Consider the following 6,256-nt stretch of genomic DNA (forward strand, 5'->3'; position numbering starts at 1 on the left):
TGTGGCTTCCTGTGCTGCTGTGCCGCCCGCGCGCCGTGGCGGGCCGGCTAATGACTCACTCGATGTTCTGAACCTGCTCGCGCATCTGCTCGATGGCGACCTTCATCTCCACCGATACCGCGGTGAGCTCCAGTGCCGCGGACTTCGAGCCCAGCGTGTTGGCCTCGCGGTGCAGCTCCTGGATCAGGAAGTCCAGCCGCTTGCCCAGCTCGCCGCCCTTGGCCAGCAGGCGCTCGATCTCGTCGAGATGCGCCTTGAGCCGCGACAGCTCCTCGGCCACGTCGATGCGGATGGCGTAGGCCGCGGCCTCGGCCAGCGCGCGCTCGGCCTGCGCCTCGGCGCTGACCGACGCGTTCGCGCCGGCCGAGGCCAGCGCCTCGCGCCAGCGCTCCAGGAAGCGCTGCTGCTGGCGTTGCACCACCTGGGGCACCAGCGGCTCGGCCTGCGCGGCGAGCTCGCGCAGCCGCTGCACGCGCTCCATCAGGATCGCCACCAGCCGCGCGCCCTCGCGCTCGCGCGCCTCGCGCAATCCCTCGACCGCGGCGCGCGCCGCTTCCAGCACGGCCTCGTCGGGTTGCTGGCTGCTGCCGCCGCTGCGGCACCACTGCAGGATCTCGTGCACCGACAGCGGCGCCGCCTTGGACAGCCAGCCCTGCACGGTGCTCTCCAGCCGTGACAGCGTCGAGAGCTGCTCCGGCGTGGGCCGCGGCCAGCCGCCGTCGGCCTCGCGCCCGGTGGAGACGCGCAGCTCGATCTTGCCGCGCTTGAATGCCGCGCTGACCAGCTCGCGCAGCGCCGGCTCCAGCGCGCGCATCTCGTCGGGCAGGCGCAGGCTCAGGTCGAGGAACCGGCCGTTGACCGAGCGCAGCTCGACGCTGGCACTGCCGCCGACCGCGCCCGATTCCGGGTTCGTGGTGCCGCCGGCGCTGGCGCTGGCGTAACCGGTCATGCTGTAAACTGGCATCGCGTTTATCGCATTGCAAAATCCGATTATGTCAAAGCCCAAGCCGGCCCCGTTGCCAGCCGGCACCGTGGTGGGCGGCTACCAGATCGTCAAGCGGCTGGCCGCCGGGGGCTTCGGGGTGGTGTACCTGGCCGAGGATGCGCAGCGCCACCTGGTCGCGCTCAAGGAGTACCTGCCTTCCTCCCTGGCCGAGCGCGCACCCGGCGAGCTCGCCCCGCGCGTGCGCCAGGACAAGCAGGCCCTCTACCGTCTCGGCCTCAAGAGCTTCTTCGAGGAAGGGCGCTCGCTGGCGCAGATCTGCCACCCCAGCGTGGTCTCGGTGCTCAACTTCTTCCGCGAGAACGAGACCGTCTACATGGTGATGAACTACCTGCAGGGCGACACGCTGCAGGACTTCATCGTCACCGCGCGCGACCTCAAGCGCGACAAGGTGTTCCGCGAGTCCACCATCCGCAGCCTCTTCGACGAGGTGCTGCGCGGCCTGCGCATCGTGCACCAGCACAAGATGCTGCACCTCGACATCAAGCCGGCCAACGTCTTCATCACCGACGACAACCGCGCCGTGCTGCTGGACTTCGGCGCCGCGCGCGAGGTGCTGGCCAAGGAGGGCGACTTCATCCGCCCGATGTACACCCCCGGCTTCGCCGCCCCGGAGATGTACCGCCGCGACGGCACGCTCGGCCCCTGGACCGACATCTACGCCATCGGCGCGTGCATCTACGCCTGCATGCAGGGCTATCCGCCCAACGACGCGCCGCAGCGCATCGAGAAGGACCGTCTCGCGCTCTCGCTCTCGCGGCTGCGCAACATCTACTCCGACAACCTCATCGAGGTCACCGAGTGGTGCATGTCACTCGACCCGCTGTCGCGCCCGCAAAGCGTGTTCGCGCTGCAGAAGGAGCTGGGCCGCGAGACCGAGCGCCGCTACACCAAGCTCTCCTTCAGCGAGCGGCTCAAGCTGCAGATCGAGAACCTCAAGACCGGGAGCAAGGTCTGACGATGGCCGCCTCCGAAGGCCACCACCGGCGGGCGGCGCGGCCATGAGGTTCAGCGTCTACCAGCTCAGCCGCAAGGGCGGCCGCGCCCGCAACGAGGACCGCATGGGCTACTGCTACACGCGCGACGCGGGCCTCTTCGCCCTGGCCGACGGCATGGGCGGCCACCCCGAGGGCGAGGTCGCGGCGCAGCTGGCGCTGCAGACCCTGGCCGGGCTGTTCCAGCGTGACGCCCAGCCGCGGCTGCCCGATCCGCAGCGTTTCCTGCAGGACGCCCTGGTGGCCGCGCACCAGGCGCTGCTGCGCTACGCCGGCGAGCGCGCGCTGCCCGACACGCCGCGCACCACCGTCGTAGCCTGCGTGCTGCAGGGCCGCCATGCCTACTGGGCGCATTGCGGCGACTCGCGGCTGTACCTGCTGCGCGACGGCCGGCTGCTGGCGCGCACGCGTGACCATTCCTATGCCGAGCTGGCACGCGCGCTCGACCCCAGCGCCGGCGCGCGGCGCAACCGCAACGTGCTCTTCACCTGCCTGGGCAGCCCGGGCAAGCCGGTGGTCGACGGCGGCGGGCCGCAGCGGCTGCAGCAGGGCGACCGGCTGCTGCTGTGCTCCGACGGGCTGTGGAGCAGCGTGGCCGACGAGGCCATCGCGCTGGCGCTGGCGCCGCACCAGGTGCTGTCCGAGGCCGTGCCGGCGCTGGTGGAGCAGGCGCTGGCCACGGCCGGCGCGCGCAGCGACAACGTCACGGCGCTGGCGCTGCAATGGGATGCGGTGGAGGATGCGCACCAGGCGGCGCAGCCGGTGTCCACCGTCTCCTTTGCCTCCACCATCCAGTCGGCCGAAGGCCCGGCCGGCGCCGACGACGATTTCGACGACGCGGAGATCGAGCGCTCCATCCGCGAGATCAACGAAGCCATCCGCCGCTCCGCCCAGCGCCGCGGCGGCAAGTGAACCCCCTGACAACTTTCCCCTGGAGTCCCATGACCGTTTTCCAACGCACGCAAGACCGTGCCGCGGACGCCCTGCGCCCGGTGCGCATCGTCCGCCGCTTCACCCGCCACGCCGAGGGCTCCGTGCTCGTGGCCTTCGGCGACACGCAGGTGCTGTGCACCGCCTCCGTCGAGGAGCGCGTGCCGCCGCACAAGAAGGGCAGCGGCGAGGGCTGGGTCACGGCCGAGTACGGCATGCTGCCGCGCGCCACCCACACCCGCGGCGCGCGCGAGGCCGCCAAGGGCAAGCAAAGCGGGCGCACGCAGGAGATCCAGCGCCTCATCGGCCGCTCGCTGCGCTGCGTCTTCGACCTCGCCGCCCTGGGCGAGCGCAGCATCCTCATCGACTGCGACGTGCTGCAGGCCGACGGCGGCACCCGCACCGCGGCCATCACCGGCGCCTACGTGGCGGCGCACGACGCCGTGGGCTTCCTGCTGGCACAGGGGCTGATCCAGCGCTCGCCGCTGCGCGACGCGGTGGCCGCCGTGTCGGTGGGCATCGTCGAGGGCACGCCGCTGCTGGACCTGGAATACGTCGAGGACTCGGCCTGCGACACCGACATGAACATCGTCATGACCGGCAGCGGCGGCATCGTCGAGGTGCAGGGCACGGCCGAGGGCGCGCCCTTCAGCCGCGCCCAGCTCGACGCGCTGCTGGCGCTGGGCGCCAAGGGCATCGCCGAGCTGGTCGAGCTGCAGCGCCGGGCGCTGGCCGAGGTGCTGCCGTGACGGCCACGCCGCTGCGCCTGGTGCTGGCCTCCAACAACGCCAAGAAGCTGGGCGAGCTGGGCAGCCTCTTCGGCGGCCTGCCGGTGGCGCTGGTGACGCAAGGGTCGCTGGGCATCGCCGAGGCCGAGGAGCCGCACGGCACCTTCGTCGAGAACGCGCTGGCCAAGGCGCGCCACGCGGCGCAGGCCGCCGGCGGGCCGGCCATCGCCGACGACTCCGGCCTGTGCGTCGAGGCCCTGGGCGGCGCGCCCGGCGTGATCTCGGCGCACTACGCCCCTGTGGAACTGCCGTCGTGGCTGCCGCGCGAGTCCCACCGCGAGCGCCAGGACGCCGCCAACAACGCGCTGCTGCTGCAGCGCCTGGCCGGCCAGCCGGACCGCCGCGCGCGCTTTGTCTGCACGCTGGTGGCGCTGCGCCATGCGCAGGACCCAGAGCCGCTGATCGCCTTCGGGCGCTGGGAGGGCGAAATCCTGCAGCAGCCCGCGGGCGAGGGCGGCTTCGGCTACGACCCGCTGCTGTTCATCCCTTCACTCGGCAAGGCCGTGGCGCAGCTCGACGCCGCGGTGAAGAACGCGCACAGCCACCGCGCGCTGGCCGCGCGCCAGATGGCGGCGATGCTGCGGGAGGCCTGGCACCTTGGCTGACGCTGTACCCATCCGGCTGCTGCGCCCCGGCGCCGTCGCGCTGCAGGCGCTGCCGCCGCTGTCGCTGTACCTGCACCTGCCGTGGTGCCTGCGCAAGTGCCCCTACTGCGACTTCAACTCGCACGAGGTGCGCAGCGGCGAGGGCCTGGCGCTGCAGACGCAGCACGCCTACCTCGACGCGCTCGTGGCCGACCTGGAGGCGTCGCTGCCGCTGATCTGGGGCCGGCGCGTGCACAGCATCTTCATCGGCGGCGGCACGCCCAGCCTGTTCGAGCCCGCGTCCATCGACCGGCTGCTGGCCGACATCCGCGCGCGGCTGCCGCTGGAGCCGGGCTGCGAGGTCACGCTGGAGGCCAATCCCGGCACCTTCGAGAAGGACCGCTTCCGCGGCTACCGCGCCGCCGGCGTGACGCGGCTGTCGGTGGGGGTGCAGAGCTTCGACGACGCCATGCTGCGGGCCGTGGGCCGCGTGCACGACGCCGATCAGGCCCGCGCCGCGGTGGCCGAGGCGGCGGCCGCCTTCGACACCTTCAACATCGACCTGATGTACGCGCTGCCCGGCCAGAGCCTGGAGATGCTCGCGCGCGACCTGGAGCAGGCGCTGGTTTTCCAGCCGCCGCACCTGTCCATCTACCACCTGACCATGGAGCCCAACACGCGTTTCGCCACGCGGCCGCCCGAGGGGCTGCCGGATGACGACCTGGCCTCCGACATGCTGGACCTGCTGGCGGTGCGCACCGCCGAGGCCGGGTTGCGGCGCTACGAGGTCTCAGCCTTCGCGCGCGCGGGGCACCAGTGCGTGCACAACCGCAATTACTGGGAGTTCGGCGACTACCTCGGGCTGGGCGCCGGCGCGCACGGCAAGATCAGCTTTCCCGACCGCATCCTGCGCCAGCAGCGCTGGCGCGAGCCGGCGACCTACATGGCCAAGGCGCTGGCCGGCGAGGCGGTGTCCAACGAGCAGGCCGTGACGCCCAAGGAATTGCCCTTCGAGTACATGCTCAATGCGCTGCGCCTGCGCGACGGCTTCGAGCTCGCGCGCTTCAGCGAGCGCACCGGGCAGCCGCTGCAGGCGATCCAGCGTGCACTGTCGGAAGGCGAACGCCGTGGCCTGCTCGAGCGCGACGGTGACGTGGTGCGCCCGACCGCGCGCGGCTTCGACTTCCTCAGCGATTTACAAGGGCTGTTCCTGCCGGCGGCCTGAAACAGGCGGCCGGCCACCGGGCTCAGACCCGGTGCGTCGTGCCGCCGGAAGTCGCGTGCAGCCGCTCCATCAGGTGCGGCCCGATGCGCTGCAGCGGCAGCACCTCGTGCGCCGCGCCCTGCGCGATGGCCTCGCGCGGCATGCCGAAGACGACGCAGGTGGCCTCGTCCTGGCAGATGTTGTAGGCGCCGGCGTCGCGCATGAGCTTCATGGCGCGCGCGCCGTCGCCGCCCATGCCGGTGAGCATCACGCCGAAGGCATTCGGCCCGGCCACGCGCGCGGCCGACTCGAACAGCACTTCCACCGAGGGCTTGTGGCGGTTGACCGGCTCGCCGTCGCGCACCCGCGCGATGTAGTTGGCGCCGCTGCGCTCCACGCTCAGGTGCAGCCCGCCCGGGGCCAGGTAGGCATGGCCGGGCAGCAGCCGCTCGCCGTCGGTGGCCTCGCGCACCGTCAGCCGGCTCAGCGAGTCCAGCCGCGCGGCATAGCTGCGCGTGAAGCCCGGGGGCATGTGCTGCGTGATCAGCACCGCCGGCGAGTCCGGCGGCAGGCTCATCAGCACCTCGCGCGTGGCCTCGGTGCCGCCGGTGGAGGCGCCGATGAAGATCAGCTTCTCCGTGGACAGCCGCCCCAGCGCGCGCGGCGCCGCGCCGGCCGTGCCGGGCGCCGCTGCGGTGCCCGCGGGCGCTGCCGCCGCGGCGGCGGCCGGCGCCGTCTGCACCCGGCGGTGG

Annotated in this window: 7 protein-coding genes; 5 read left to right on the forward strand and 2 right to left on the reverse strand. The window is 72.4% G+C overall.

Annotated elements, in window-relative coordinates; genetic code table 11:
* Positions 1-55 precede the first annotated feature (55 nt).
* Positions 56-949 carry a YicC/YloC family endoribonuclease gene (locus tag FJ694_RS15585; RefSeq protein ID WP_310735046.1) on the reverse strand — a complete coding sequence of 298 codons (894 nt, stop codon included), beginning with the start codon at positions 947-949 and terminating at the stop codon, positions 56-58.
* Between the two features lie 43 nt (positions 950-992).
* Between FJ694_RS15585 and FJ694_RS15590 the strand changes: the two genes are divergently transcribed.
* The 5 genes from FJ694_RS15590 to hemW are packed head-to-tail and all read left to right on the forward strand — an operon-like array spanning position 993 to position 5,525.
* Positions 993-1,961, forward strand: coding sequence for a serine/threonine protein kinase (locus FJ694_RS15590; RefSeq protein WP_157268159.1), 969 nt, complete (start codon positions 993-995; stop codon positions 1,959-1,961).
* A 43-nt stretch (positions 1,962-2,004) separates the two neighbouring features.
* Complete coding sequence (locus FJ694_RS15595; RefSeq protein WP_157268160.1) at positions 2,005-2,910, forward strand: PP2C family protein-serine/threonine phosphatase; 906 nt, start codon at positions 2,005-2,007, stop codon at positions 2,908-2,910.
* 29 nt (positions 2,911-2,939) lie between these two features.
* Entirely contained in the window at positions 2,940-3,677 is a 738-nt protein-coding gene (gene rph, locus FJ694_RS15600) for a ribonuclease PH (protein ID WP_157268161.1), read from the forward strand.
* A gap of 11 nt (positions 3,678-3,688) precedes the next feature.
* On the forward strand, positions 3,689-4,321 hold the full coding sequence (locus FJ694_RS15605; protein ID WP_157268174.1) for a non-canonical purine NTP pyrophosphatase: 633 nt from the start codon (positions 3,689-3,691) through the stop codon (positions 4,319-4,321).
* A complete protein-coding gene (gene hemW, locus FJ694_RS15610) occupies positions 4,314-5,525 on the forward strand; it encodes a radical SAM family heme chaperone HemW (protein WP_232540055.1) in 1,212 nt (403 codons plus the stop codon). The genes FJ694_RS15605 and hemW overlap by 8 nt, the downstream gene beginning before the upstream one ends.
* 22 nt (positions 5,526-5,547) lie before the next feature.
* Here the strand turns inward: hemW and FJ694_RS15615 are convergent.
* Positions 5,548-6,256 (reverse strand): chemotaxis protein CheB (locus FJ694_RS15615; protein ID WP_310735047.1); only part of this gene is annotated, 709 nt, incomplete at its 5' end.

Origin of the sequence: Azohydromonas aeria (genome assembly GCF_009760915.1) — a bacterium.
GTDB lineage: Bacteria > Pseudomonadota > Gammaproteobacteria > Burkholderiales > Burkholderiaceae_C > Azohydromonas > Azohydromonas aeria.

Bases quoted from the DNA above. Each gene is read 5' to 3' on its own strand.
- rph (WP_157268161.1), top strand. From the start codon at position 2,940: ATGACCGTTTTCCAACGCACGCAAGACCGTGCCGCGGACGCCCTGCGC.
- FJ694_RS15585 (WP_310735046.1), bottom strand. From the start codon at position 949: ATGACCGGTTACGCCAGCGCCAGCGCCGGCGGCACCACGAACCCGGAA.
- FJ694_RS15590 (WP_157268159.1), top strand. From the start codon at position 993: ATGTCAAAGCCCAAGCCGGCCCCGTTGCCAGCCGGCACCGTGGTGGGC.
- FJ694_RS15595 (WP_157268160.1), top strand. From the start codon at position 2,005: ATGAGGTTCAGCGTCTACCAGCTCAGCCGCAAGGGCGGCCGCGCCCGC.